21 protein-coding genes are annotated in these 24,981 nt (G+C 56.4%); 14 read left to right on the forward strand and 7 right to left on the reverse strand.

All coding sequences use genetic code 11. From position 1 onward, the window contains the following. The first annotated feature begins 89 nt into the window (after window positions 1-89). The 6 genes from K325_RS0102800 to K325_RS0102825 are packed head-to-tail and all read left to right on the forward strand — an operon-like array spanning window position 90 to window position 9,868. Complete coding sequence (locus K325_RS0102800; RefSeq protein WP_029652732.1) at window positions 90-3,221, forward strand: hypothetical protein; 3,132 nt, start codon at window positions 90-92, stop codon at window positions 3,219-3,221. Then, window positions 3,221-4,357 (forward strand): cytochrome-c peroxidase, encoded by a 1,137-nt coding sequence (locus tag K325_RS0102805; protein WP_029652733.1) that lies wholly within the window; start codon window positions 3,221-3,223, stop codon window positions 4,355-4,357. The genes K325_RS0102800 and K325_RS0102805 overlap by 1 nt, the downstream gene beginning before the upstream one ends. A 38-nt stretch (window positions 4,358-4,395) precedes the next feature. Beyond that, window positions 4,396-6,927 (forward strand): TonB-dependent receptor, encoded by a 2,532-nt coding sequence (locus K325_RS0102810; RefSeq protein ID WP_029652734.1) that lies wholly within the window; start codon window positions 4,396-4,398, stop codon window positions 6,925-6,927. A gap of 60 nt (window positions 6,928-6,987) precedes the next feature. Then, window positions 6,988-7,830, forward strand: a complete 843-nt coding sequence (locus tag K325_RS0102815; protein ID WP_029652736.1) for a 23S rRNA (adenine(2030)-N(6))-methyltransferase RlmJ — start codon at window positions 6,988-6,990, stop codon at window positions 7,828-7,830. A gap of 15 nt (window positions 7,831-7,845) precedes the next feature. Then, window positions 7,846-9,057, forward strand: a complete 1,212-nt coding sequence (locus tag K325_RS0102820; protein WP_029652737.1) for a MarR family transcriptional regulator — start codon at window positions 7,846-7,848, stop codon at window positions 9,055-9,057. 10 nt (window positions 9,058-9,067) lie between these two features. Beyond that, window positions 9,068-9,868, forward strand: coding sequence for a mechanosensitive ion channel family protein (locus tag K325_RS0102825; RefSeq protein ID WP_029652738.1), 801 nt, complete (start codon window positions 9,068-9,070; stop codon window positions 9,866-9,868). Between the two features lie 88 nt (window positions 9,869-9,956). Here the strand turns inward: K325_RS0102825 and K325_RS0102830 are convergent, their stop codons facing one another. Continuing rightward, window positions 9,957-10,346 carry a DUF4168 domain-containing protein gene (locus K325_RS0102830; protein ID WP_029652739.1) on the reverse strand — a complete coding sequence of 130 codons (390 nt, stop codon included), beginning with the start codon at window positions 10,344-10,346 and terminating at the stop codon, window positions 9,957-9,959. 221 nt (window positions 10,347-10,567) lie between these two features. On the opposite strand from K325_RS0102830, the gene K325_RS0102835 reads away from it, so the two are divergent. The 4 genes from K325_RS0102835 to K325_RS0102850 are packed head-to-tail and all read left to right on the forward strand — an operon-like array spanning window position 10,568 to window position 14,591. Beyond that, window positions 10,568-12,040 carry an ATP-binding protein gene (locus K325_RS0102835; RefSeq protein WP_029652740.1) on the forward strand — a complete coding sequence of 491 codons (1,473 nt, stop codon included), beginning with the start codon at window positions 10,568-10,570 and terminating at the stop codon, window positions 12,038-12,040. Continuing rightward, a complete protein-coding gene (locus K325_RS0102840) occupies window positions 12,037-13,422 on the forward strand; it encodes a sigma-54-dependent transcriptional regulator (RefSeq protein ID WP_029652741.1) in 1,386 nt (461 codons plus the stop codon). Before K325_RS0102835 ends, K325_RS0102840 begins: the two co-directional genes overlap by 4 nt. Then, window positions 13,415-14,320 carry a DMT family transporter gene (locus K325_RS0102845; protein ID WP_029652742.1) on the forward strand — a complete coding sequence of 302 codons (906 nt, stop codon included), beginning with the start codon at window positions 13,415-13,417 and terminating at the stop codon, window positions 14,318-14,320. The genes K325_RS0102840 and K325_RS0102845 overlap by 8 nt, the downstream gene beginning before the upstream one ends. Beyond that, window positions 14,313-14,591 (forward strand): GIY-YIG nuclease family protein, encoded by a 279-nt coding sequence (locus K325_RS0102850; RefSeq protein WP_029652743.1) that lies wholly within the window; start codon window positions 14,313-14,315, stop codon window positions 14,589-14,591. The genes K325_RS0102845 and K325_RS0102850 overlap by 8 nt, the downstream gene beginning before the upstream one ends. On the opposite strand, the gene K325_RS0102855 is transcribed toward K325_RS0102850, so the two are convergent. Beyond that, entirely contained in the window at window positions 14,569-15,462 is an 894-nt protein-coding gene (locus K325_RS0102855) for an alpha/beta hydrolase (protein WP_029652744.1), read from the reverse strand. The genes K325_RS0102850 and K325_RS0102855 overlap by 23 nt on opposite strands. Window positions 15,463-15,532: 70 nt before the next feature. Between K325_RS0102855 and K325_RS0102860 the strand changes: the two genes are divergently transcribed. After that, complete coding sequence (locus K325_RS0102860; protein ID WP_029652745.1) at window positions 15,533-16,522, forward strand: alpha/beta hydrolase; 990 nt, start codon at window positions 15,533-15,535, stop codon at window positions 16,520-16,522. Window positions 16,523-16,584: 62 nt separating this feature from the next. Then, window positions 16,585-17,241, forward strand: a complete 657-nt coding sequence (locus K325_RS0102865; RefSeq protein WP_029652746.1) for a YiaD family glycine zipper/OmpA-like lipoprotein — start codon at window positions 16,585-16,587, stop codon at window positions 17,239-17,241. A gap of 133 nt (window positions 17,242-17,374) precedes the next feature. Here K325_RS0102865 and serA read toward each other — a convergent pair whose 3' ends face one another. Further along, complete coding sequence (gene serA, locus K325_RS0102870; RefSeq protein WP_029652747.1) at window positions 17,375-18,604, reverse strand: phosphoglycerate dehydrogenase; 1,230 nt, start codon at window positions 18,602-18,604, stop codon at window positions 17,375-17,377. A gap of 189 nt (window positions 18,605-18,793) precedes the next feature. Between serA and K325_RS0102875 the strand changes: the two genes are divergently transcribed. Further along, window positions 18,794-20,197 (forward strand): FAD-binding oxidoreductase, encoded by a 1,404-nt coding sequence (locus K325_RS0102875; protein WP_029652748.1) that lies wholly within the window; start codon window positions 18,794-18,796, stop codon window positions 20,195-20,197. Next, window positions 20,197-20,874 carry an SIR2 family NAD-dependent protein deacylase gene (locus K325_RS0102880; RefSeq protein WP_029652749.1) on the forward strand — a complete coding sequence of 226 codons (678 nt, stop codon included), beginning with the start codon at window positions 20,197-20,199 and terminating at the stop codon, window positions 20,872-20,874. Before K325_RS0102875 ends, K325_RS0102880 begins: the two co-directional genes overlap by 1 nt. Window positions 20,875-20,913: 39 nt before the next feature. Here K325_RS0102880 and K325_RS0102885 read toward each other — a convergent pair whose 3' ends face one another. The 4 genes from K325_RS0102885 to K325_RS0102900 form a co-directional block, all read right to left on the reverse strand. After that, window positions 20,914-22,218, reverse strand: coding sequence for an ABC1 kinase family protein (locus tag K325_RS0102885; RefSeq protein WP_029652750.1), 1,305 nt, complete (start codon window positions 22,216-22,218; stop codon window positions 20,914-20,916). A 61-nt stretch (window positions 22,219-22,279) separates the two neighbouring features. Next, complete coding sequence (locus K325_RS0102890) at window positions 22,280-22,942, reverse strand: fumarylacetoacetate hydrolase family protein (RefSeq protein ID WP_029652751.1); 663 nt, start codon at window positions 22,940-22,942, stop codon at window positions 22,280-22,282. Window positions 22,943-22,956: 14 nt separating this feature from the next. Continuing rightward, window positions 22,957-23,499 carry an adenine phosphoribosyltransferase gene (locus tag K325_RS0102895; protein ID WP_029652752.1) on the reverse strand — a complete coding sequence of 181 codons (543 nt, stop codon included), beginning with the start codon at window positions 23,497-23,499 and terminating at the stop codon, window positions 22,957-22,959. Between the two features lie 22 nt (window positions 23,500-23,521). Beyond that, window positions 23,522-24,820 (reverse strand): NCS2 family permease, encoded by a 1,299-nt coding sequence (locus tag K325_RS0102900; RefSeq protein ID WP_029652753.1) that lies wholly within the window; start codon window positions 24,818-24,820, stop codon window positions 23,522-23,524. Window positions 24,821-24,981: the final 161 nt, after the last annotated feature.

Genomic DNA, 24,981 nt, shown 5'->3' on the forward strand with positions numbered 1-24,981 from the left:
AAATTAAGTTAAACGAATTATCATTTTTATTAAGGCTTAGATTTATGATTTTCAAGAGGCAAACCGGGCGATTGGTTAGGTGCTTTGCCGTGGGCTTGACCGCTGTGGTGATGGCGGGTTGTGGGGGAGGCTCCTCTGGAAACTCCGACACGGATACCGGGCAGCCGGACAGGTCGGCTGCGGTGTCTGGGGTTGTTACAGACCCTGAAATTGAAGGGGCGGCAGTTCGGCTTGTCGATGACCGTGGCGATGCGCTGACCCCAATTTTTCGAACCTCGGCTGATGGCCGGTTTGTGTTTGAACTGACGGGCCGCCAGTTAGCCGAGTTCAATGAGATTGTTGCGGTGGGCGGTCGCGATTCTGTAACAGGCACGGATCTGACGGGCATAACACTTCGCGCCCCCGCGAGCGAGGCCGGTGACTATGTGGTATCCCCTGTCACAACGCTTTGGCTTGAAGCCAGAGAGGAACTCACGGACGACCAGGTTGCCGCCTTGCTGGGCCTCGACTCAGTCGACATGCTGGACGATGATCCTGCCGACAATCCGGAGGTGCAGGCGCTCGCGTTAAAGATTACCGAGATCGTAACGACCCTTCGGGATCTCGGGCTGAGCTGGGAGGATCTGGTTAGTGAGGTGCAGGTCACTAACGGAGATTTCGCACTTGCGGCTGAGAATCTGGCGGAAGATGCGGCCTCGCCGTTAATGAGGGTGGCGAATCGTATTCGTTTGCTGGAGTCCGGTATTGATCCGGAAGGCGTGTCGATGGTCGAACGCTGGAACCTTTTGCGCATCGAAGAGGGATTAAGCGCCTACTATCGAGACGATCTGGGCGTGATTCTGGAGGGTGAGGCGGCGGATGCCATTGCCCGGATTGCGCGGTCTGTATGGGAAGGTTCGGGTCGAAAGGGCGTTGCGCCGAATAGTCCGGGGGTCCTGAACCTTGCCCGCTATCTGGTGACGGTGTACGGGCTGGATGTGGCAAGCCTTGCGGCAGACCTGGTCGTGCCCGCCGGGATTGCGTCTGATGAACTCGTGGCTTTTGTCATCAGCACGGATTTTATTGATCACCAACTACCGTTGGCACAGGGGGAACGACTGACCGATGACCCCGCAAAACGGGCGGAGTATTTTCTCCGTTCTGATTTGTCGCCCTTTTATCAAGCGGAACAGCTGTTTGTCGGGGTCTATGATGATGCGGCTACCGATCCGGTCTACGGCCTTATTGCGGAAGGGCTGTCGGCTGCGGGTCTGAATGACGAAGCTGTGCTGACCGTCCGCAGCAAAATTTTTCAGCCTTCGATTAAGGCCAACACGTTTCGACAACTCGGCTTGGCGTTTTTGCAGTCAGGTGCCAATTCGAAAGCTATTGAGCAGTTTGATCGTGCGGCGGCTATCTATCTCGGAGAGAACGGTGTTGTTGCATCCAAAGGAGCGTTAAATCTTTCGTTTGATGACACGCGTTCTTTACAGAACCTGAGCACAGCCTATCGTCAGGCGGGGAAAACCTCTCGAGCCGAAGAGATGTTGCAGCCTGTGCTGACCATCAGGGACGGATTAGGGGGAAGCGGCAAGCCTTGGTCTGGTGCGTACTACAACATCACGACGGGGATCGTGGACCTGGCCGTGGAGTTGGTGGAACGGGCGGAGTTGGAGGGGCTTGAAGGGGCGGCGTATCAGAGTGCTCTGGATTACACCCATCTTGCAGCGAGTTGGGTGGAGAGCATGCCGAAGCTCGACCACCCATTGACCTGCGCTGCCATACAAACCCAGTACACAGGGAAATACATGGACCTCTATAGCCGGCTGGGGAGGAAGGCCGAAGCGCTGGCTGGCGTCGGGAAATTTGAGAACCTGCTTGCCCTTGATTGCAACGCTTTTTCGAAGTTCTATGTGGATATTGCGTCTGCCACCTATGCCCGGCTGGGTCTGATCGAGCGCTTTGAAGATCTTCTGGCATCAGAGGTTGAGGGCCAGGGCCTCTATGATGCGGCGGCAAAGACCTCTCGTCTCGAATTGGCGGTTTTCAAGGCTGTTGAAGCGGCGAAAGCAGGGGACGACCTGGTTAATGCCGTTACCGTGATGGAGCGCGAGGTGGTCGACCCACTGGATCGTGCCCATTACATGACTTTCGGAATCAGAGGGCTGACACTCGACCCGAGCCCACTCTTTGAGCGCCTGCTGAACGAGGGTCTGGTTGATGCGGCCCGGGAAGTCGTAGGCGAAGCTTGGGCCCTTGTGAACAGCAAGGACTATGTTATTGCTGCTTCCTCTCCCGGGAAACTTCTGGGCGAGGGGTGTCTTGCAGTCGTCGCCGCCACTGACGTTATAGGCGATCGGAACCAGGCTGCTGAGCGAATGGACCATTGTGCGGCTCTCGCTGCCAGTCGCTATGGAGCCGGTTCGTCAACCCGAGACCGAATCGAGGCGCTGACATTGGTGGCAACCGCCTATGTGGGCCTTGGTCAATATCCGTCGGTTGCGCTAAGCGCTCTTATGAGCGAGATCGCGGTGGTGAGTGATCCTGCGAGTCAATTAGCGTCTTATGTCGAGGTGGCTAACCTGCAGGCAACCGCCGGACGACTGCAGGAGGCACATAACACACTGATGAGTAAGGCCGAAGCTGCGCTTGCGGGCCTGCCACCGGTGAATGATGTTGAGACCGCTAAGGAGAGAATCCGGTTACTTCTTCTGGTTGCGAATGCCTATGCTGACAGTGCGGTTGTCGCCCGTCATGCTTTGGCTGCTGAGGGTGTATGGCAACCGGTCAATCGCGAGTTGATTTCGCAAGCACGGGGCCGTGCCCGAGCGTTGATTTCCAATGAAACCGGACGCAGTTCATCCGTTCCGGATGCACTGACGGCGCTTCTTGTGCTTGATCAGAATGCCCGCATAGAACAAAGAAAGAAGCTTGTTAAGACCCTCAGCGATGCACGCCATTATGAGTTGGCAGAGTTGATTGCTCGGGATGGCGAAAACTCGGGCGCTGATACCGGCGAGATGCTTAATGTTATTGCCTCCGCTTTAACGACTCAGGACGACTACCCGGGTACCCATCTGGCTCGATTCGATTTCGACGGTGACGGCCTGGCGGATTTCTTCGCCCCGCAAAGCACCGAAGCCGAACGGCAACATGCGCTTTTCGAGCTGGATGATGACATCGACAACGATGGCATTCAGGACGCTTTGGACAGCACCCCGTACTGCGCGACCTGTGGCTGATGATGCTTCGATATAGTGTTCTGGCAGGCGTCCTGCTCTTCGTGGCGGGTTCCGCCTTCGGGCATGAAAATGCTGATCCCAGCCAGTCCATGCCCTCCGCACTGAGGGCATGGTATTCCGCAGATCAGTCCGACTGGCCGGAACCTGACCTGGACGATTCGGTTGATGCCAGGCCCCTCGCTGCGTTACCGCTAAATCCGCCGGCAGCGGCGCGGACAGCGATTGAATCCGCACAGGTTGAGCTCGGAAAACGTTTGTTTTTTGAGCCGCTGTTGTCTGCTTCAGGGCAGCACGCGTGTGCATCCTGTCACGACCCGGATCTGGGGTGGGCTGACGGCAGACGCTTTTCGTTTGGTCATGATCGTCAGCGGGGTGAACTGAACTCGCCCACCATTCTGAACGCGGGCTTCTTATCGGAAGTGTTCTGGGATGGCCGGGCCGCGTCGCTGGAGGAACAGGCCATGGCCAGCATTCTGAACCCGGTTGAGATGGCTGGCGAGCCGCAACAACTGGTCACGCGTCTGCAGTCCATTGAAGGATACCGCGATCGGTTTGCGGAGGCGTTTCCTGGTCAGGCGATTTCTTTTGCCAGGGTTGCCTCGGCGATTGCCGCGTTTGTACGGGTTCAGAATACGCCCAACACGGCTTTTGACCGATTTATGCGTGGTGATCGAACGGCGCTTGATGATCAGGCGTTATGGGGGCTCCACCTGTTCCGTACCAAGGCGCGCTGCCTGAATTGCCATTCCGGCGCATTACTCAGTGATGGGAAGTATCACCACCTTGGCACGTCGTTTTACGGTGTTGGTAATTTTCAGGGGCGTTACGCGGTAACTACCGAGAAGCCTGATTTTAGCGCCTTTCGCACGGCCCCGTTGCGAAACGTCTCTGCCACAGCACCGTACATGCATAACGGCCTCCTGGATAGCCTGGACCATGTGCTGGCTTCCTACAACATGGGGTGGTGGCAGAACTCTCCATCCTCCGAAGCGGCGAACGACCCGAGGTTTGCGAAGTTGTCGCCGCTGATCAAACCGCTGAACCTGAGCAAAGACGAGCTGGTGGCCTTGAAAGCGTTTCTTACAGCGCTTGGTTCCGGCGGGTCGAAGACCGAGCCCCCACAACTTCCTCGATGAATGATCACTGACTTCTAATTTTTCAGATTGGTTAAAAAATGATGGATTCTTTTCCCCGGATGCCTTTGGTGTATCGCCGCACTCTTTCTGAAACGCTGCCCATGTTGTTGCTTTCTGCCAGCGTGGTTACGCCATTGTCTGTTATGGCTCAAGACCAGCCAGACGATTTGTCCTCCGCTGAAACCTTGCCGGAGTTGCTGATTACGGCCCCTGTCACTAATCCTGGCGGTGTTGGAGAAACCGGTAGCGGCGAACATGTTTTCGGGCAGGACTATATTGAGCAATTCGGTTCTTCTGATGGAAGCCTGGAAGGTTTACTGAAACTGATACCGGGTATTCAATTCGGAGAGGATAGCGAAAGCGTGGAGGGGCTGACAGATCTGAAGCCCGAATCCATCTCGATTTCAGGCGGCCGGTTCTATGAGAATCGCTTCGTTGTGGACGGACTTGGCAATAGCAATCGGTTGGATCCGGCATCAGATAGTGACGGGGCGGGTATTGATGGCATTGGTGGTCATGAACAGGCGCTGTTTCTGGATGCTGACTTGATTGGGGAGCTCAGGGTCTACGACAGCAACGTACCGGCGTCCTATGGCGGATTCACCGGTGGCGTTGTGGATGCCACCACCCGTAGGGCTGGAAGTAAAGCAGAAGGAAAACTGAGTGTCAGCGGGACTCGGAGTCAGTGGGCAGAGTTCCGGACTTATACGCGAGACTGGGATCCTGAGTCAGGCGGCTTGCCGCCGAGCCCGCCATCAGAACCGGAATACGAGCGCTACCGCGCCAACTTTCATTACTCCTCACCGCTGACGAATTCTGTGGGATTGATGACCAGCGTCAGCCAGGCCTATTCGGAAACGCCCGATGTAACGCTGGGAAAAACCCGGAACCGGGTTCAGCGTAACCAGAACGTATTGCTGAAACTGAGCTCGGAACTTGGCTCCCGGAGTGTTCTGGATATTTCGGCAACCTATGCTCCGTTTGAAAATGAAGGTTACCTGACCGACGTAAAGAGCAGTGATTACATCGTGGAAGGTGGGGGCTATAGCCTGAAAGCCGGTTATGACTATCTGGGTGAGGGGGTCGAACATGAAATTGACCTTGGCTGGACGCAGAGCGTGAACAATCGGGAAGCCCCTAATGGTTACTACAGTTGGGAAAATACCCGAAGCCGTCAATGGGGGCGGGAGGCTGATGTAGGACTGAGCCGGGAGGGTGGCTATGGTGACCTGAAAATGATCCAGGAATCGACCAGCCTGGCCTACCGGGTGAAAACGTTACCTATCGCGATAGGACCTCTTGAGGTTCATCACCAGGCTGGTGCGGAAGTCGGCCAAAGCAGCTACCGATATGACCGGGATGAAACCCTTTTTGTGTACGACAATGCCGTGATTAACAGCGAGGTTCAGTGCCGGGGTGTGGCCGAGGACTGTGTCCAGAAGGAGCAGTACTTTGCTGGGCGAAGAGTGTATGACGCAGACGATGTTACTGTGAGGTTGAAAGAAGCCGCGCTTCACGCAGAGAGCACAATGGGTTGGCGGCGGCTGAGTGGCACCCTGGGTTTACGCTATGACTACAATGACTTTTTAAAGAACCATGATGTGGCTTTCCGGTCCCGGGCGACGCTGGATGTTTTTGGTGATGCCAGTACCCGAGTGATTGCAGGCTATAACCGCTATTACGGTGCTGCTTTGCTCACCTATAAGTTGCGGGAGGCTCGAGCACCCTTCTATCGGGAATATCGGGGTACTGAGCAGAACATTGTGTCGGATTGGGAACGTGAATCTGGTCAGGGAGACTATCGATACGTCTTTGACGATGTGAAAACACCTTTCAGCGATGAACAAACCATTGGTGTGGAGCAAACCCTGTTCGGCGGTGTAATGACGTTCAAAGTTGTCAAACGGGATAATCAGGACGAGTTCTCGCGGACGGAAACGGAAACCCAGGATGATGGTTATCGCTACTTCATTATGAATAATGAGGGTCGCAGTGAGTACCTGGGGATATCGCTGGGCTGGAACGCGGTGTATGGCAACACGCTGCTGAGTATCCACGGTACCTGGTCAGAAACAGAAACCAACAATGCAGATTATGACGATCCGATTGATGACATGTCTGCGTCGGAATTCGTGTCCTATAAAGGTGAACGGGTTCCCTATGGTGATCTGGACATCCTCCGCAGTGACTTCAATCGGCCGATTGTTGTTAACGTTGGGCTTTCGCACCGGTTCTCTGACCAACTGAGTGCTTTTGCCAATGCCCGGTATCGTGGGGACTATGACCAGATCAAGCGTACCAATCAGGAAGTTGAGGGTGATCTGATCGATAGTGGAAGTGGTGAAGTGATTCGTGAACGGCTCACCGTCTACGAAGATGAAGAGAGGAAAGCGACGCTGCTTTTCGATCTTGGCGTGGATTATCGTATACCGCTGGTGAGGGATTCGGTTTTGGTGGCTGGTCTGGAAGTGAAGAACGCATTGAATGATCGTGTTCATACGGTTTCAGAGGGAGAGTCTGGTGTTGAACCAGGCCGGCAGTTATGGCTCAGCCTGGGGCTGAACTTCTGAGGTGACTTGCGTGGCCAGAGTGACTGCGGCTTAATGGGCGGCTGATTCCGGGAGCCTGTTATGCTGAGTTATCTTCATGCCTTTCACGCCGGCAACTTTGCCGATGTTCAGAAACACGCTGCGCTGTCGTTGGCGTTGACAATGATGCAGGCAAAAAGATCGGCCATTGCCTGTTTTGATACACACGCTGGCAGTGCCCGGTACGATCTTGGCGGTGATCGGGCGCAAAAAACCGCCGAAGCCGATTGGGGCGTCCAGAAACTCTGGGCGGCGAAATCGGAGCTCTTGTCCAGCGATTGGGCCCCCATGCTGGAGACCCTGGCCCGATGGAACGGGCTCGAGGGGCCGCTGAAGTTATACCCGGGGTCTCCGGCCTGGTTTGCGGAATTCCACCGCCCGGGAGACGCCGTGACTGCATTTGAATTGCATCCGTCTGAAGAGAGGCACCTTGCCGACTGGGCTCGTGAGAGAGGTGTGAAGGTTCGTCATGAGGATGGACTGAAAGGGCTATTGAAATGCCTGCCGCCGGCCCAGCCTCGCTTGTTGACGTTGATCGATCCGTCCTACGAGATCAAAACCGACTATGAGGCTGTTGCCCAAACGTTGTTAAGCGCCTGGAAAAAGTGTCGCCACGGCGTCTATCTTATTTGGTATCCCTTGCTAACCAGTGGTCTGGAACAGCGGTTGATCGATGCCTTGGCCAACCCTGGCGCGGTGCGCAAGATCCTGCGAAGTGAAGTCAGGCTAAACCAGGCGCCGGAACGGGGAATGGTTGGTTCAGGGATGCTGGTGGTCAATCCGCCCTGGGGATTTGATGACCGTTTTCAGTCCATGATGGCGGATCTTGAGGGCCCTGAGCGCCTTGGACTGTCTGCGACTCTGGACTGGCTGGTTCCTGAATAGGTCTGGAGCACATCTGTGACTGAACACACTCAAAACAGGCACCCCTGCCTGCCCGGCGGGCTGATTCCGCTGGACCAGTGGCGAGTTCCTGAAACCTCTGTCCGCCGGACTCTTCGCAGCGCGCTTCGGGATATTCTGGACCAACTGAAAGCCGGCATCCATCCTGATGATCAGGCATTCAAAAGTCTTGATGATTTGCCTGCGTTGTCTGAATATCAGTTGAGCCGTTATGCCCCTGTACCGGACGGAAAGGTTTTCGGGCGCGAGTTAGTGAGCCAGCTTGAGTCGTTGGATAAGAACGGCGGCCAGAGTCGTCGATGCCGTGTTCTGGTTGCCCCACCGTATTCTGGGGTGGCTGAAGCTCTGCGCTGTTCCGGGAAGCGGGTGATTGTCCCTCCGGAGAATCTGCTGATGACCGAAAGCGAGATCGTTGCCTGGTGGGACGACCAGCTGGGGGAGGCGGGCTGGGTCATTCCGGAACTGGCCGACTTCTGGATTCGCCACCGGTTGGGATTGGGGTTGGTGCGGGAGCTTCTGGCTCGTGTTGCCATGGATCAGGTGGGTGAGGGTATCGTCGGATGTTCAAGCTGGTGCTGGCATTTCTGGGGCCAGTTTCTGCCCGACCTCTATCTCGCGCCTTTGACGCCGGGGCCGCTGACCGCTGATCGTCTGAGTTTGTGGCTGGAACACCTGGCTGGCGATCCCCCGGCTGGCAAGCTGGTGGCCAGAATGACAAGGGATGGTTCGTATGTGTTGCCTGCGCCTTCCGGCGAGGAGGGGGATCGAAAATACAGCGAGTTTGCCAGAGATCTTGCCACGTTGTCCCGCGGCAATCCGGGTGTTGCTCTGGCGATATGGCGCCGCACACTTCGTGCTCGCCCGGAGGAAGATGCGGACAAAAAAGATGACGGAACCCCGGTGCCAGTCGGGCGCCAATGCTGGGTGGCGCCTTTGGATCAGTTGAGCCTGCCTGCGGTGCCCCAGAGTTCAACAAGCCAGTCCGGGCATATTATCCATGCTTTGCTGCTTCACAATGGTTTGACGGCCGGACAACTGGCCCTTGCCGCAGGGTTGTCCGGGCAGGCCTTGCGGGTGGCTCTGGCCAGATTGCAGCGGGCAGACGTTGTGGTTGTCGGGGAGGATGGTGTGTATCAGGTGTCGCCGCTCGCATACCCTGGCGTGCGGCGCTATCTGCAATCCAAAGGATATCCGGTGGACGGTTTCTAGGAGCAAGGGAATGGGTGATTTCGGTATAAAAGACGCACTGTCCTCGATCACGTCCCAGGCGCTGCTTGAGGCGCTGGCGGTGATTATTGCAGCGTCACTAGTGATTCTTCTGGTTCAGAAACTGTTACCGGTGCTGGCGGCAAAGTTGTCGGGTAAGCCGAGATTGTACCTGTTGGCGTCAGTGCCTCTGGTCCGGCTTCTGGTCATTGTGTTGACCATCATTGTTGTGATTCCGATTCTGGTGGAGCCTTCTTTCGAAAATATGGTCGCAGTCTTTGGCGCCCTGGCGCTGGCGCTGGGCTTCGCCTTTAAAGATTACGCCAACAGCCTGATTGCGGGTATCGTGACGCTGTATGAGATGCCTTATCGTCCCGGCGACTGGATTGAGGTGAATGGTCGGTACGGTGAAGTTCGGGCTATCGGTACCCGGGCCGCGGAAATAGTAACGTTGGATGACACAGTGATTGTCATACCTCATAGTCTGCTGTGGAATACGCTGCTGGCCAATGGCAATGATGGTACTGATAACCTGATGTGTGTGGCGGAAGTTTTCCTTGAGCCCAACCACAACGTGGATCGAATGCTGGGCCTGTTCCGGGATGCGGTATTTACCTGTCCATTAACCAAAACGTATCAGCCTGTGGTGGTTACGGTATCAGCTTTGGAGGCTGGCATGCGTTATCGCCTGAAAGCCTATCCGCTGGCCCCCCGAGAGCAAAGCCGGTTCATTTCAGAGTTGACGGCAAGTGCGTCGGAGATCTGCGGCGAGGAAGGGGTCAGGATGGTATCCAATCCTTATCTGGGCGCATAAGGCGTCCTCTTGTTACGCTCGGACCTCCGGCAGGCATAAAAAAGCCCCGCGCATGCGGGGCCAGGACGACGAACCGGGTTACCCGGGCTTACATCAGAGCGTCAACGCGGTTACGGACTTTGGGTTCGCTGCTGTAGGCTGTTGCTATGGCGTTGTATGTCGGGATATCGATGCCCACTTCTTCGATGGCCGTGACCATTTCGTCATTGGCCTTCATTTGCAGCTCCTGAGCCTCCTGTTGTGAGTCGGCGGATTCAATCTTTTCGATGTACTGTTCACGCACTTCCATGACTCCCGTCTGGGCCTCAATAAACTGCTTGAGTTCGGCATCGCTGTAATCGGTATTCTGGGTGCCGGCTGCGGCCGGGTTGCTGTAACCAGAGCTTTCTCCGGCCGGGGCAGGTGATTGCTGCGCCACGATTGGAGCAGAGGCCAGCAGGGCAAGAGAGGCAGTGATGGAAACCAGTAGCTTGTTCATAGACTAACTCCTCGTTTGCTGGTGGACCGTTCTAGTCTGGTCGCACCGTTTCGTGAATGACGATCAGAACTAATCAAGTTGCGTGCCAGTCTCTAAAAATTTAATTTTTACTTTTTTATCAATGTCTTAAGTTTTTCCTTGGGTTAAAGGCTCGTAACCCGGGTTGTGGCAAAATGCCACATGTGGCAGAAAGGCTGTGACATTTCTGCAGGGCTTTGGTGATGACAGTCGTTGGAAAGCGTATCCGAGCGTTGTTTCGGTCACTTCAGTTAACGCTGGTGCTAAGCATTGTGGTGCCGCTGCTGCTTTTCAGCGGTGTGGCAATTTACATCGGTCTTGGAACGGTGGAGCAAGCGCTGAACAGTCGGCTGCAAGAAGATCTGGAGTTGGTGGCCAGGGCGGTCAGTGGTCCGGTCAGCAAGGCACTGGCAGAAGGCAATGAGCTGGATCTGGATGAATCTCTGAAGTCCATTTTTCAGATCGGTCGGATTTCCGGAGCATCGGTGTTTGATGCTGGTGGAAACCGGGTTGCCAGCCTCGGTGTGGCGGATTCCGATGTAACCAACAGTGCCAGTGCTGAAAAGGCGATTGCCAGCGGAGAGCTTGGCGGGGCATTTCGCCGGGTTGATGGGGAATCGGTGTTCTCGCAGTTTACCCCGCTGCTGGCTGAAGATGGTCGGATTCAGGGATTGCTTCAGGTAACGCGCAGCCGGAGTGACTTTCACGATCTGCTGGCTTCCAGTCGATGGTGGGCCGTGGGGATCTGGTCAATGCTGGCGGTTACGATCATTCTGGTGGTCGTGTTGGGGCATTACCGGACCGTGGGGCGGCATGTTAACCGGCTTCTGGAGGGCATGGCAGAGCTGGCGCCGGGGCAGTGGCGCCTGGATGCGGCCAGGGAAGGCCCCCAGGAAATCCGGCAGATTCAGCAAGGCATTCGTGCCATGGGGGAGCGGATGATGGACGCAGAGGCCGAGATCGACACGCGTGTTGCCCGGGAGCGTGCGCTGGCTGAGCAGCTCGAATATCAGGAAAAGGTGGCCATGATCGGCCGGGTTGCTGGTGGTGTTGCTCATGAGCTGGGCGCGCCCTTGAATGTGATTCAGGGGCGTGCCCGAATCCTGTCAAGAGCAGGGTTGGCTCCGGAGCTGGAGCGCCATCTGAAAGACATTGAACATCAGGTCAGCCGTATGACCATGATTATCCAGCAGTTGCTGGATTGTTTCCGGCACGTTCCAGAGTCTCGACGTCTGGTTGATCTGGGTGAGATTCTCGAAGATGTTCTGGTGCGGACCCGGGACGATGAGCGATGCCGGGGCGTTGACTTGGTGACCCGTGAGTGGCGCTCTGCGATGCCGACCCGGGCAGAGCCCTTGCGAGTAGGGCTGGCTTGTCTGAACGTGGTCCGCAATGCCTGCCAGTCTGCGGCAGGCCGGGTAGAGCTCTCGGCCCGGGATGCTGGTGGCGCCTGGGTTTTTGTGGTGGATGACGATGGCCCCGGAATTCCGGAGGATCAACGAGCACGCATCTTTGAGCCGTTTTACAGTACCCGGCCGGCGGGTGAGGGTACCGGGCTTGGCCTGGCCGTGGTGAACAGCGTGATGAAAGAACATGAGGGCCGTGTTGACGTTTCAGAAAGCGCGCTGGGCGGGTGCCGGGTGACGTTGCATTTTCCCAGGGAGTTGCCTCAATGACCATGGAGTCCACGACAATACTGTTGATTGAAGACGACGCCAGCCTTGGGCAGTTGTTGGTGGAAGAGCTGGAAATGGATGGCTACAAGGTGTTCCGGGTTGGTTCGGTAGCCGAGGCTCAGGCGCGGATGGCCCAGGGCCGGCCAGATCTGATTGTCTCGGACCTGCGTTTACCCGACGGTGATGGCTTGCAGGTGCTGTCGTTCCAGCAAGCGGAGTACCCCGGGGTTCCGTTCATTGTCATTACCGCGTTTGGAACCGTCGACCAGGCTGTGGAGGCATTAAAGGCAGGGGCTGATGATTTTCTGACCAAGCCCCTGTCAACGGATCACCTGCGGTTGAAGATCAAGCGGCTGCTGGTTCAGGCGGATCTCAATCGGCAACTGGCCGAATACCAGGCCCGGCAAAGTGGCGATCCGGTCATGGGGCTGATCGGGGGCAGTGCGGTGATGGAGCGGCTAAGGGCCGAGATACGTCAGGTTGCGCGCAGCCAGGCGACGGTACTGATCAACGGAGAGAGTGGGACAGGGAAGGAGTTGGTGGCCAGGGCGATTCACCAACAGAGCGACCGTTCTGAAACAACCTTTTTGGCGATAAACTGCGCTGGCATACCGGCCGACCTTATGGAAAGCGAGTTCTTTGGTCATGAAGCGGGCGCGTTTACCGGTGCACGGCAGGCTCGTCGAGGGCTTTTTGCTGAAGCTCATGGCGGTACGCTCTTGCTGGACGAAATTGGTGAAATGCCGCTGTCGTTGCAGGCCAAGTTGCTGAGGGTGCTTCAGGAAGGCTGCATCAAACCTGTTGGTGCCGCTCATGAAGAACGTGTGGATGTCAGGGTGCTGGCGGCTACTCACGTTGATCTGCTGGCGGCGGTGGAACAAGGGCGCTTCCGGGAGGATCTGTACTATCGTCTGGAAACCCTGTCGTTGACGGTGCCGCCCCTGAGAGATCGGGGAGAGGATGTTGAGCTGCTTGCCATGCATTTCCTCAATAAAGTGGCGCGCCGTCATGAGCGGGGGTACCTGCGCTTCAGTGATGTCACGGTTCGGATTCTCGGAGACTATCCTTTTCCTGGAAATGTCAGGGAATTGTCCAGTGCTATTGAGCGTGCGGTCACCTTCTGTGACAGTGATACGATCCAGCCCGAGCATCTGCCAGAGCGAATTCGCAAGCGGCAGAGCAGTGCCTCGGTGTCGGTGTCTGAAACGCCCCCGGGTCATCTGTCGGAATGGCCAACGCTGGAGGCTCTTCAGCAGGATTACGTGCGTCAGGTGATGTTAGCGGTACAGGGGAATAAACGGCGGGCGGCGCAGATTCTTGGAATCAACCGGAGAACCTTGTACCGCTGGCTTGAGTCAGAGATGGAGCAGGGACATGACTGATCAGAAACAGGCCATGATGTACGGCCTGGCCACGGTCCTCTTATGGTCTACCGTGGCGACAGCGTTCAAACTGGCACTGGCCGACCTTGCGCCGGTTCAGATGTTGTTGGTGGCCTGCAGTGCCTCCATTATCGTCATGGCGATTATCCTGACGGTTCAGGGGCGGATCGCCGAGGTATTCCGGCTCCGTCGGGCACAGTACCTGCAGTCGATGGTGATGGGGCTGATCAACCCCTGCCTGTATTACTTTCTGCTGTTTGGTGCCTTTGACCGGTTACCCGCTCAGGAAGCCCAGCCGTTGAATTATACCTGGGCGTTGGTACTGGCTTACCTTTCAGTGCCTTTTCTGGGCCAGACGTTGCGGCGGATTGATGTGCTGGCCGGGTTGGTTTGTTATGCGGGGGTCGTGGTTATCGCAACGCGAGGCGAGGTCACCTCCATGTCTTTTTCCGATCCCCTTGGCGTCTCTCTGGCTCTGGGCAGTACGCTGGTATGGGCGTCGTACTGGATTATTGCCACCCGGGACACCCGGGATCCGGTGGTGGGTCTGTTTTTGAACTTTCTGTTCGGGTTTCCCGTCATTGTTCTGGTTTGTTGGCAAACCGCTGGCTTGGCTTTGCCCCTCGGCGGAAGCCTGGCGGCGGCGGTGTATGTCGGGGTGTTTGAAATGGGGATAGCGTTTGTACTCTGGTCCAAAGCCATGAAAAAAGCAGAGAATACCTCGAAAGTCAGTAACCTGATCTTTATTTCCCCTTTTCTGTCTCTGGTGTTTATCTATTTCATTCTGGGGGAAGTGATCCTGAACTCAACCTACGTTGGGTTGGGGTTGATCATAGCCGGACTGTGGTTACAGCAGAAAAAAGTCCGGGATCGGGAGGCGGTGCTGAATCATGGCTGATCACTGGTCACTGTATCTGGTGCGTACGGCTTCTGGCAGCCTCTATACCGGCATTACCACAGATGTGGAACGGCGTTTTTCTGAGCATCAGGCTGGTGCGCCAAAGGGGGCCCGAAGCCTTTGGGGGAAGGGCCCGCTAACGCTGGCATTCTCTGCACCGGCAGGAGACCGGCGCAGGGCATCCCGGCTGGAATGGCAGATAAAGCGCTGGCCTAAGGCTCGTAAAGAAGCCTTGGTGGCCGGGCTGGTCAGCCTTCAAGATGCTGGTTGATGTGCTCTCCGGCAAAGGCCAGGGCTTCTCTGGCGCGGTCAAGCTGGGGCGCGTGGATCTGAAAAACATGCCAGAGGTTGTTGTAGATCTCCAGAGTGGTCTTGACGTGATCGCGCTTGGCCGCGTCTGCCAGTCGTTGGGCATCGTTCAACAGGATTTCCTGGCTGCCAACCTGAATCAGCAGCGGGGGAAGATCGCTCAGGTCGCCATACACCGGTGAAATAAGTGGGTGAGTTAATGGGGTGTCGGCGGCATACATGCTTGCCGCCTTGCAGGTCCAGGCCGCGTGCAGCACGGGTTCACAATCCGGAGAGTAGAGCGCTTGCTCGGTGAGGTCCGTCCAGGGCGAAAAGCAGGTGATTGAGGATGGCAGAGGGTGTCCATGGTCCCGTAACCTCATGGCCAGTGCTACAGACAGGCCTCCACCAGCGGAGTCTCCCGCCAGAGCGATGGTGTTTGGCTTCAGGCCCTGATTGAGTAACGTCAGGTAGACAGCTTCGGCGTCGTCCGTAGCAGCAGGGTAAGGGTGTTCGGGCGCCAGACGATAATCGGGGAGCACGATCTCACAGCCAGACAGGCTGGCCAGATAACCGGCAAGGCCTCGATGGGTGTCGGGGCTGCCCATGACGTAGCCACCTCCATGGAAGTAGATCACGGTGCCTTTTGCCGGGGTGGAGGGGGAGACCCTCAGCACCGGAACGCCGCCCAGATCATCCCGTCGAAAGGCGACGTTCCGGGGCGGGTACGAGGTACGGTAGGCTTCCCGGGTATACCGTCGCTGGACTGCCAGGGGGAAGGTTTTAGACAGAACCGGCTTCACGAAGTGTTTCATGGTCCCTCTTAACCCGGCTTCAAGAAGCGGCTGGAACATCTGTGTTCTCCTTCGTTAATGCGTTAGGATGACTGGCATTTATAGATTCATGACAGGCGTTTAACTCTACGTGTACTGGAAAACAGATACCATAGAAATACCCAACTGGGACAGGCATTCGTTGCTGGACCGTCTGGAGCCGTTTGATCCTTCCTCCAGCCGGGATCTCAGTGCTGAAATGGAAGCCTATTGCCGGTTTTACGGCCTTGATCTCTGGGTTGAGCACCCACAGGTGGCGTACCATCAGGGGTATATTAAAGCCGATCAGCACGAAGTCATGGTGCACTATTTCCGTCTGCCGGAAGGAGACAGGTCAAAAGGGACCATCTTTATCCTGCACGGTTATTTTGATCATGTTGGCTTGTACACCCAGTTGATCGACCGCTGTCTGGGCGCCGGCTTTGATGTTCTGGCTTATGATCAGCCGGGTCATGGTTTGTCGAGCGGCACGCCAGCAGCGATTGGTAGTTTTCTGGAGTACCAGGCTGTTCTGTCGGAAGTGATGGCCCGGGTCAGTAACAAAGTCCGTGGGCCATGGTACGCGGTGGGGCAGAGTACCGGTGGAGCGATACTGATCGACTACCTGCTGTCAAACCACCATAGTCAGGAAACATCAGCCTTCAGGAAGGTGGTTTTGCTGGCGCCGTTGGTGCGGCCCATGGGGTGGCTGGGGGCGAAGGTCCTGCATAGCCTGGTCAAGCCGTTTCTGACCCGCTGGAGGCGGGCTTTTGGAGCAAACAGTGGCAATACGCGGTTTCTCCAGTTCTTGCGGGAGCACGATCCGTTGCAGGCTCGGGCGGTGCATGTGGACTGGGTCACGGCATTGCGCCAGTGGGTGCCGCATATTGAGTCCGCGCGGCCTGTGAATTTCCCGGTGACTGTGGTCCAGGGCGAAAAGGACCTGACCGTGGACTGGCAACACAATCTGAGGATTATCAGAAATAAATTTTCCTCAGTTAAGGAACGCAGAATACCCGATGGTCGTCATCATCTTGTGAACGAAGCTCAGGATTTGCAGGCGACGGTGTTCAACGCCATCATCGACACGTTTCTGGAGTAATGCGCGCGGTCATGGAGCCCGCAAACTCCAGATATGAACCATGAAAGGGATGGGAGAAAACAGTGAAAAAGACAATTCTTGCCTTTGCGGTAGCAACTGTTGGCCTCAGTGGCTGTATGACGTATGACCCATACACCGGTGAAGAAAAAACCTCGAGCGCCACCAAGGGCAGTATCATTGGCGCGATTGGTGGTGCTGCGATTGGTGCAGCGACCTCCAGCAGCAGTGACCGTGGCAAGGGAGCACTGATTGGCGCTGCCGGTGGTGCCGCTGTTGGTGGTGGTATTGGTTACTACATGGACCGCCAGGAAGCCCAGTTGCGTCATAAGCTTGAGGGTACCGGGGTGCGGGTGGTTCGTAACGGTGATCAGATCGACCTGATCATGCCTGGCAACATCACCTTCGACACCAACCAGTCGAGCATTCGTTCCGGATTTACAGGAACGCTGGAATCGGTATCGCTGGTCCTGAAAGAGTTCGATAAGACCATCATTCAGATTGAGGGCCATACCGACAGTACCGGTGCAGATAGCTATAACCAGCTGTTGAGTGAGCGTCGGGCCTCATCTGTCCGTGATTTCCTGCTCAATCAGGGCATTGAGCCCCGTCGCACCCGTGCGACAGGATACGGTGAACGTTATCCGGTTGCCTCTAACGACACTGCGTCAGGACGTGAGCAGAACCGTCGTGTGGAGCTGACTCTGGTGCCGATGCAGTAAACTGGCCCAGTTGGAAAAAAGCCCCGGCAAAACCGGGGCTTTTTTGTGGGTGGTGGCGTGTTGTGGCCCGAAAAGGCATAAAAAAACCGGAGCTCCCTGGCGGGAAACTCCGGTTCTGGTGATCAGCAGGTGATCAGAACAGCACACGGCAACGGATGGTGCCTTTTACCTGGCGCAGTTTCTCCAGCGCCAGCTCACCATACGCCTTGTCGACATCGATAACCACGTAGCCAATATCTTCCTTGGTTTGCAGGTACTGGCCGCAGATGTTGATGCCATTCTCTGAGAACACTTGGTTGATTTCGGACATCACGCCCGGCACGTTCTCGTGAATGTGCAGCAGACGGTGCTGGTTCGGGTGTGATGGCAATGCCACTTCCGGGAAGTTGACGGAAGAGACCGAGGTGCCGTTGTCGCTGTACATGGCCAGCTTTTCGGCAACTTCACGGCCGATATTTTCCTGGGCTTCGATGGTCGAACCGCCCACGTGTGGCGTCAGAATGCAGTTGTCGAACTCGCGCAGGGGAGACACGAATTCCTCGTCGTTGGATTTCGGTTCCACCGGGAAGACGTCGATCGCTGCGCCCAGAAGCTTGCCGGAACTCAGTACATCTGCCAGGGCCTCAATATCCACGACGGTGCCCCGAGAGGCGTTCATCAGAACAGAGCCTGGCTTCATCTGAGCGAACTGCTCGGCCTTGAACATGTATTTAGTGGCCGGTGTCTCCGGTACATGCAGGGAAACCACGTCAGCGATATTCAGCAGTTCCTGCAGGGTGCCCACCTGGGTCGCGTTACCGATGGGGAGTTTGGAGACCACGTCGTAGAAGTAGACATCCATGCCGAGGCTTTCCGCCAGCACGCTGAACTGTGTACCGATGTTGCCGTAGCCAATGATCCCCAGTTTCTTGCCGCGGATTTCATAGCTGTTCTTGGCCGACTTCAGCCACTCGCCGCGATGGGCCTTGGCGTTTTTCTCAGGGACACCGCGCAGCAACAGAATAGCCTGTGCCAGCACAAGCTCGGCGACCGAGCGGGTGTTGGAAAACGGTGCATTGAAAACCGCAACACCCTTTCGGGTCGCAGCCTGGAGGTCGACCTGATTGGTGCCGATACAGAAGCAGCCCACAGCGACCAGTTTCCTGGCGGCTTCAAATACTTTCTCGGTCAGCTGGGTGCGGGAGCGGATACCAACGAAGTGCGCATCGGCAATCTTCTCGATCAGCTCTTCTTCTCCCAGCGAATGGGTCAGATACTCGATATTGGTGTAGCCCGCAGCATTCAGGGTATCAATGGCAGATTGATGCACGCCTTCCAGCAGCAGGATCCGGATTTTGCTCTTTTCGAGAGACGTATTTGACATGGGCTTGCTTCCGAACCTTTCGTCACGTGAAATGACCTGCAGCCAGGGTTCGTCGGCCCGGCTCACAGAACAGGGGCGGTATGATACCATAAACGAAGACTTTCACAGCGCGCCGGTTTGCCTGAATCAATTCTTTGTGAGTGATTTTTCGGCAGGTTCCGGCCCAACCTTGAAGAGACTGACGCATCCATGAGTTCTGAACAGATCATAGCTTCCCTCAAAGAACTGGTTGCCACGCCTGAGAATCCGGGCAAGGTCCTGACTGATCCGGCGGACCTGGACAACTATGGCAAGGACTGGACCAAAATTTATCCGCCCAAGCCGTTGGCGATTGTGCTTCCGAAAACGACGGAGCAGGTGCAGGCACTGGTGAAGTTTGCCAATGAGAATCAGGTTGCGCTGGTGCCTTCGGGTGGGCGGACTGGCCTGAGCGCTGGGGCGGTGGCCGCCAATGGTGAAGTTGTTGTGGCTTTTGACAACATGAATCAGATCCTGGATTTCAATGCCAGTGACCGAACGGTACGTTGCCAGGCGGGTGTCATCACCGAGCAGCTACAGACCTTTGCGGAAGAAAACGATCTGTACTACCCGGTTGATTTCGCGTCGGCGGGATCGAGTCAGCTTGGTGGGAACCTCTCCACCAATGCCGGGGGTATCAAAGTCATTCGTTGGGGAATGAGCCGCGATTGGGTTGCGGGCCTGAAAGTCGTGACTGGCAAAGGCGATGTTCTGGATCTGAACAAGGACCTGGCCAAGAACAACACCGGGTATGATCTGCGTCACCTGTTTATCGGTGCAGAGGGGACATTGGGCTTCATCACCGAAGCCACCATGAAGCTGACCCGGAAGCCGGATGATCTGACCGTACTGGTGCTGGGGCTGGGTGACCTGACCAACACGATGGATGTGCTGCAGGCGTTCCAGAAAAAGCTGGACCTGACAGCCTATGAGTTTTTCTCACATCAGGCCATGGGGCATGTGCTGGCACACGGCCAGGTTCAGGCGCCGTTTGAAACCGAGGCGCCTTACTATGCCCTGCTGGAGTTCGAGGCAGTCTCCGATCAGGTGATGGATGATGCCATGGCGCTGTTCGAGCAGTGTGTGGAGGAAGGCTGGGTGCTGGATGGCGTGATCAGTCAGAGCGAAACCCAGGCGAACAACCTGTGGCAGCTGCGTGAGCGAATCTCTGAATCCATAGCGCCTCGTATTCCCTACAAGAATGATATCTCAGTGGTCGTGTCCAGAGTGCCGGGCTTCCTGCAGGAAATCGACAGTGTCGTCACCGAGCATTACCCGGACTTCGAGATCATCTGGTTTGGCCACATTGGCGATGGCAACCTGCACTTGAACATTCTTAAGCCTGAGGCGATGGCGAAAGAAGATTTCTTTGAGAAATGCCAGCAGGTAAACCGCTGGGTGTTCGAAATTGTCGAGCGATACCAGGGCAGCGTCTCTGCGGAACACGGTGTGGGCATGACCAAGAAGGCCTACCTGCAATACACTCGCAGTGATGCGGAGATTGTCTATCTGAGGGGCATCAAGCAGGTGTTTGATCCGAATAACATCATGAACCCGGGTAAGATCTTCGACTGATGCAGCAGCATATTGTTGTTCTGACCGGCGCTGGGATCAGCGCCGAAAGCGGCCTCTCAACCTTCCGGGATAACGGGGGGCTATGGGAGCAGCACAGCGTGTATGACGTTGCCACGCCAGAGGCATTTGAACGCAACCGGGATCTGGTGTTGCGTTTCTATAATGAGCGCCGGCGACAGCTTCAGGACGTTCAACCGAACCCGGCGCACCGTTTGCTGGCAGAGCTTGAGGGGCGTTATCAGGTCACGGTGGTTACTCAGAATGTGGATGACCTGCATGAGCGAGGCGGGTCCAGCCGCGTGTTGCATCTGCATGGTGAACTCACCAAGGCCCGGAGCTCGGTGTATCCGGATCTGGTTTACGATATCGGATACAACGATATCAACCCCGGAGACACGTGTGATCGGGGTGAGCAGCTTCGTCCTGATATTGTCTGGTTTGGAGAAGAAGTGCCGATGCTGGAAACGGCCGCGGAGGTCGTGCGCAGTGCTGACCAGTTGTTGATTGTTGGCACCTCTTTGCAGGTGTATCCAGCGGCAGGCCTGGTCTACGAGGTTGATATTGATGTGCCAATCACCGTGATTGATCCGGGAGAGCCAGCGTCTGTCTCCCGGGCGCGGGTAATTCGAAAAGGCGCCTCGGAAGGGGTGCGCGAATGGGTGGCTCGCCTTTCCTGACGTTGAGGTGGGCGCGCTTTCAGGGCTGCGCCTCAAACTTCAGTTACGGAGATACTTCTCCAGCTCACCGCGGAAAGCGGCCTGAACCCCCAGCCGTTTCAGCATCCAATAGTGACCGGCAATCATGCGGTCTATGAAAATGCTTTCTACCGGCGGTTTGAAGTAATCCAGGTATTTGAACACCGTGCTGGTTTTTGAAGCCACATGTTTGTGGATGTCGGCTTCTGCAAAATCATAAGGCTCGTCGTTCAGGAACGGGATGATCAGAATGTCCCGCCACATGGCGTAATAGGCTTCATCGACCGCCGGCTGGTTGTCCACCCGGGCACCCAGGTCGATCAGATATTGATCAAGGGCCTGGTAGTCCTCTTCCAGCGCCGCAATCAGGGCCTTTCGGTAGGCCTCCACGATCTCGGGTTTCAGCTTCTTTACGCAGCCAAAGTCGTACATGACGATGGTGCCGTCGGGTCGGTAAGCGAAGTTACCGGCATGGGGGTCGCCATGGATGCACTGGAATCGGAACAGTTGGTCAGCCATGATCGTGAAAATGCGATGACCAATGAGATTGAGAGTCTCCTGACTGTATCGCTCCGGGTTCACCTTACTGACGTGGTCGCCTTCCAACAGTCCCAGAGTCAGCACTTTCCGGGTGCTGTGGCTGGCAATAACCTCCGGAATCATGACCCAGGGCTGATCTTGGTGAAAATCCCGGAAGAGCGCCAGGTTGCGGGCTTCGTTTTCGTAGTCCAGCTCTTCCTTCAGGCGCACCCGGATTTCGCCGAACAGTTGATCAACGGTTTCCTTGGGCATTTTCAGAAGACCGCCAAGTTTCAGGGCGAGACGTAGCTGTTTCAGATCGGAGTCGCAGGATTCGTCCACGCCGGGGTACTGCACTTTCACGATAACATCTGTGCCGTCGTGCAGTCGGGCGCGGTGAACCTGTCCGATGGAGGCGGAGGCGTAAGGTGTTTCCTGAAGGTATTCAAATAACTCGCCGACCGGTTTGCCCAGTTCGTTCTCCACCTGCTCCAGAATGACCTCAAAGGGCATGGGGGGTGCTTCTTTCTGGAGCTTCTCCAGCGCATCCGAGAACTCTTTGGGCAGAAAGTCCTGAGTCTGGGACGCTATCTGCCCCACCTTCATCACGGCACCTTTGAGCTCACCCAATGTATCGGCTATCTGCCCGGCCATCCGTGTGTAACTCTCGCTTTGGGCGCCTTCGTCATTTTCCGTGCGGAACATGCGCCGGGCTTTCTGGCCGGCGTACTGGCCTGCCACAGAAGCGGTCATGCCCGCGAGTTTGAAAAAGCGCCCGGTGCGTGAGGTAACTGGTTTCCTGGCCATGATGATGCCTGTGTTCCTGGAAGTTTTGGAGGTCGCCTGACCATCCGTATTGGCCTGGCGTTCAGACCACGGTGGTTTCCACAAATAACACATCTTCCAGTTCAAGTGACAGGGTTTGGCCTGTACTCAACGGACCAACGCCTTTGGGGGTGCCAGTGAGGACGACATCGCCGGGCAAGAGGGTGAACTGAGTGCTCATGTGGGCAATGAGGGGAACAACCGGGTTCAGCATGTCGCGGGTTTCTCCGGTTTGCTGGCGCTGGCCGTCGATGTCGAGAGTGAAGTGCAGGTTGCCTTTGGTTAGTTTGTCGGCGGCGACGAAGGGCGACAGTGGACAGGAGCCGTCGAACGCTTTCGCGCGCTCCCACGGATGCCCCTTCTGTTTGAGCTGACTCTGTACATCGCGGAGCGTGAGATCAAGAGCCAGGCCGTAGCCCAGTATGGCGTTTTCCACTTCGCTGGCGGAGGCGTGGGTCAGTGGTCGGCCAATGAGGACGGCCAGTTCCGTTTCGAAGTGCACCGCGCCCAGATCTTTCGGACAGTTCAGCGGGCGGGTGATATGTACCGCTGCTGTGGCGGGTTTAATAAACAGCAGCGGTTCGTCAGGTACCGGGTTGTTGAGTTCCCGGGCGTGTTCGGCGTAGTTGCGCCCGACACAAACGATTTTGCCAAGGGGAAGATGCACTGGTGTGCCATCTTTCCAGTGATGCTGATAATCGCCCATGATGGTGCCTCCGCTCAGTCTCCGTCGAATGAGCAGACAGTATAAACCTGCAGGCCCTCTTCCTGCAGCTTGTGTGAACCACCCAGGTCTGGCAGATCGATCATGGCGGCGACTTCCACAATTTCTGCGCCTATGCGGCGAATCAGGCGGGACGCTGCCAGCATGGTGCCGCCCGTAGCAATCAGATCATCTACCAGAACCACTTTGTCGCCGGGCTTGAAGGCATCTTTGTGCAGTTCCACAGACGCGGTTCCGTATTCAAGCTGATAGTCTTCTACCAGGGTGTCGAACGGAAGTTTGCCCTTTTTACGTACCAGCACCAGAGAGGCGTTCAGCTCGTAGGCGAGTGCCGAACCAATGATGAACCCCCGGGCATCAACCGCAGCCACCGCGTCAATGTGGTGGCTGTGATAACGGTGAACAAAGGCGTCGATCAGCTTCCTGAACGCGGTTTTGTCCTGAAGGACCGTGGTGATGTCCCGGAATGAAACGCCGGGCTTGGGCCAATCCGGCACAGTCCGGATGGCTTCTTTGATACTTTTAGAGAAATAGTCCATAGCTCACTCGTGTGGAGACGGCTTATGCCGCCTCCAGGAACATGAATTTAAGAACGAAGACAACGGCAATGATGGTCACACTCCAGTTCAGGTCGGACCACTTTCCGGCCAGGGCTTTGACCGCAACATAGGTAATGAAGCCCAGCGCGATGCCATGTGCAATGGAAAAGGTCAGGGGCATCATCAGAGCCGTTACGATAGCGGGCGCGATGTCGGTGATGTCGTCCCAGTCAACGAGCTTGAGGCCGCTGGCCATCAGGCAGGCGACATAAAGCAGGGCGGGTGCCGTGGCGTACGGCGGGATGACACTGGCAATCGGGGCAAACAGCAGGCAGGCGAGGAACAGCAGGGCAACCACTACTGCAGTGAGGCCAGTGCGACCTCCGGCGGTAATCCCTGCCGTTGACTCCACGTAGCTGGTGGTGGTGGAGGTGCCCAGCGCTGCGCCGGACATGGTGGCAACGGAGTCTGACATCAGAGCCCGTCCCAGGCGCGGAAGTTTGCCATCTTTGTCTAGCAGGCCGCCTTTCTGGGCTGCGCCAACGAGAGTCCCTGAGGTGTCAAACAGATCCACGAACAGGAAAGCAAAAACCACGCTGATCATGCCGACGTTCAAAGCCCCTGCAAGATCCAGTTGCATGAAGGTGGGGGCAATGCTGGGTGGTGCCGATACGATGCCTTTGTACTCAACCATGCCCAGCATCATCGCGGCAACGGTAACGGCAATAATGCCGATCATCACGGAACCAGTAATCTGCCGGAACGACAGGGCGCAGATGAGAACAAAGCCGGAAAAGAACAGCAGGGCTTCTGGCGCTTTGATGTTGCCAAGGGTGACCAGTGTTTCCGGGTGACCAGCAACGATCCCGGCATTTTTGAGGGCAATCAGTGCCAGGAAAAAGCCAATGCCGGCTGAGATGCCAAACCGAAGTGACATCGGGATCGAATTGATGATCCACTCCCTCACTCTGAAAATACTGAGCAGAAAAAACAGAAAGCCTGAGAGAAAGACCGCTCCCAGTGCCACTTGCCAGCTGTAGCCCATGCTTCCGACGACGGTGAAGGAAAAGAAGGCGTTGAGACCCATGCCGGGGGCAAGCGCAATCGGGTAGTTTGCCCACAAGCCCATGATCAGCGTGCCGATGGCAGCAGCCAGACAGGTGGCGACGAATACCGCGCCAAAGTCCATGCCGGTGGATGACAGAATGTCCGGGTTGACCACAATGACGTAAGCCATGGTCAGGAACGTGGTAATGCCCGCAACTACTTCTTTTCGAACGGTAGTGCCGTGGGCCTGGAGTTGGAACAGTCGTTCAAGCATGACGGTGGCTGCCTCTCAGGATGCCTGGGTTAGGAATTTGAAAGTCTGTTTGCGCGAGGAAAACGTGAGTTGGGTGAAAAAACGGCAATGTTACCGGCTCGGGGAGCCTACGCCAAGGGATGATTCTGAGTTCAGTGGAGGATCTGGTCTCGGTGCAGCCG

Origin of the sequence: Marinobacter daepoensis DSM 16072 (assembly GCF_000421165.1) — a bacterium.
Classification (GTDB): Bacteria; Pseudomonadota; Gammaproteobacteria; order Pseudomonadales; family Oleiphilaceae; genus Marinobacter; species Marinobacter daepoensis.

Coding starts and splice junctions, on each gene's coding strand:
- K325_RS0102805 (WP_029652733.1), top strand. CDS start 3,221: ATGATGCTTCGATATAGTGTTCTGGCAGGCGTCCTGCTCTTCGTGGCG.
- K325_RS0102810 (WP_029652734.1), top strand. CDS start 4,396: ATGATGGATTCTTTTCCCCGGATGCCTTTGGTGTATCGCCGCACTCTT.
- K325_RS0102815 (WP_029652736.1), top strand. CDS start 6,988: ATGCTGAGTTATCTTCATGCCTTTCACGCCGGCAACTTTGCCGATGTT.
- K325_RS0102825 (WP_029652738.1), top strand. CDS start 9,068: ATGGGTGATTTCGGTATAAAAGACGCACTGTCCTCGATCACGTCCCAG.
- K325_RS0102830 (WP_029652739.1), bottom strand. CDS start 10,346: ATGAACAAGCTACTGGTTTCCATCACTGCCTCTCTTGCCCTGCTGGCC.
- K325_RS0102835 (WP_029652740.1), top strand. CDS start 10,568: ATGACAGTCGTTGGAAAGCGTATCCGAGCGTTGTTTCGGTCACTTCAG.
- K325_RS0102840 (WP_029652741.1), top strand. CDS start 12,037: ATGACCATGGAGTCCACGACAATACTGTTGATTGAAGACGACGCCAGC.
- K325_RS0102845 (WP_029652742.1), top strand. CDS start 13,415: ATGACTGATCAGAAACAGGCCATGATGTACGGCCTGGCCACGGTCCTC.
- K325_RS0102850 (WP_029652743.1), top strand. CDS start 14,313: ATGGCTGATCACTGGTCACTGTATCTGGTGCGTACGGCTTCTGGCAGC.
- K325_RS0102855 (WP_029652744.1), bottom strand. CDS start 15,462: ATGTTCCAGCCGCTTCTTGAAGCCGGGTTAAGAGGGACCATGAAACAC.
- serA (WP_029652747.1), bottom strand. CDS start 18,604: ATGTCAAATACGTCTCTCGAAAAGAGCAAAATCCGGATCCTGCTGCTG.
- K325_RS0102875 (WP_029652748.1), top strand. CDS start 18,794: ATGAGTTCTGAACAGATCATAGCTTCCCTCAAAGAACTGGTTGCCACG.
- K325_RS0102880 (WP_029652749.1), top strand. CDS start 20,197: ATGCAGCAGCATATTGTTGTTCTGACCGGCGCTGGGATCAGCGCCGAA.
- K325_RS0102885 (WP_029652750.1), bottom strand. CDS start 22,218: ATGGCCAGGAAACCAGTTACCTCACGCACCGGGCGCTTTTTCAAACTC.
- K325_RS0102890 (WP_029652751.1), bottom strand. CDS start 22,942: ATGGGCGATTATCAGCATCACTGGAAAGATGGCACACCAGTGCATCTT.
- K325_RS0102895 (WP_029652752.1), bottom strand. CDS start 23,499: ATGGACTATTTCTCTAAAAGTATCAAAGAAGCCATCCGGACTGTGCCG.
- K325_RS0102900 (WP_029652753.1), bottom strand. CDS start 24,820: ATGCTTGAACGACTGTTCCAACTCCAGGCCCACGGCACTACCGTTCGA.